This window comes from Streptomyces sp. YS-3 (assembly GCF_045257485.1).
Classification (GTDB): domain Bacteria; phylum Actinomycetota; class Actinomycetes; order Streptomycetales; family Streptomycetaceae; genus Streptomyces.
This window is the reverse complement of the sequence record NZ_JBJHPC010001223.1, coordinates 1-528: the sequence shown is the minus strand read 5'-3', so window position 1 is coordinate 528 and position 528 is coordinate 1. Positions and strand designations below refer to the sequence as shown.

The following is a 528-nucleotide window of genomic DNA, read 5'->3' as shown; positions in this document are numbered from 1 at the left end:
GGCGGGGCCGGCGTCGGCGTCTGTGGTGGCGGCGTCGGCGTCGGTGGCGGCGACGGCGTCGGTGGCGTGGCCGGCGTGGGCCGCGTGGTCGCCGGGTCCGCTCACTCCACCCGCTCCATTCGGTGCTTCGGACACGTGCGCCTCCTGGTCGCGCTCGCCGGTCCCCATCCGCCCCACGGTAGCCGCTGCGCGCTACCGTCAGGGCAGGGAGGCGGCGGCGGGCCCCGGCGGGGCACGGAGGGGAACGGTGTGGGGATCGAGAGCGACCAGCTGGTCTACGACTAYCTGAGCCGGGTCGGCGACCTGGCCCAGCGGCGGCAGTTGCCCTCCGCGGCACGGATGCGGCTGGTGTCCGGGCTGCGCGACGAGATCGACCGCAGACGGGCGAAGTTCGGCGCCGACTCCCCGGCGGCGGTGCGCCGGATCCTGGGGCGGCTCGGTACGCCGGACGAGGTGGTGGAGTCCGTCTCGACGGCCGGTGCGTACGAGGCGCCGCCGGAGGTGGAGACGGCGGGGCGGGGGGTGCCG

The 528-nt window shown here is 77.0% G+C and carries 1 pseudogene; it reads left to right on the top strand.

Annotation, left to right across the window (positions count from 1 at the left end):
* Positions 1-249: 249 nt before the first annotated feature.
* Positions 250-528 (top strand): annotated as a pseudogene (locus tag ACJA3G_RS38410) (hypothetical protein); the annotation flags it as partial.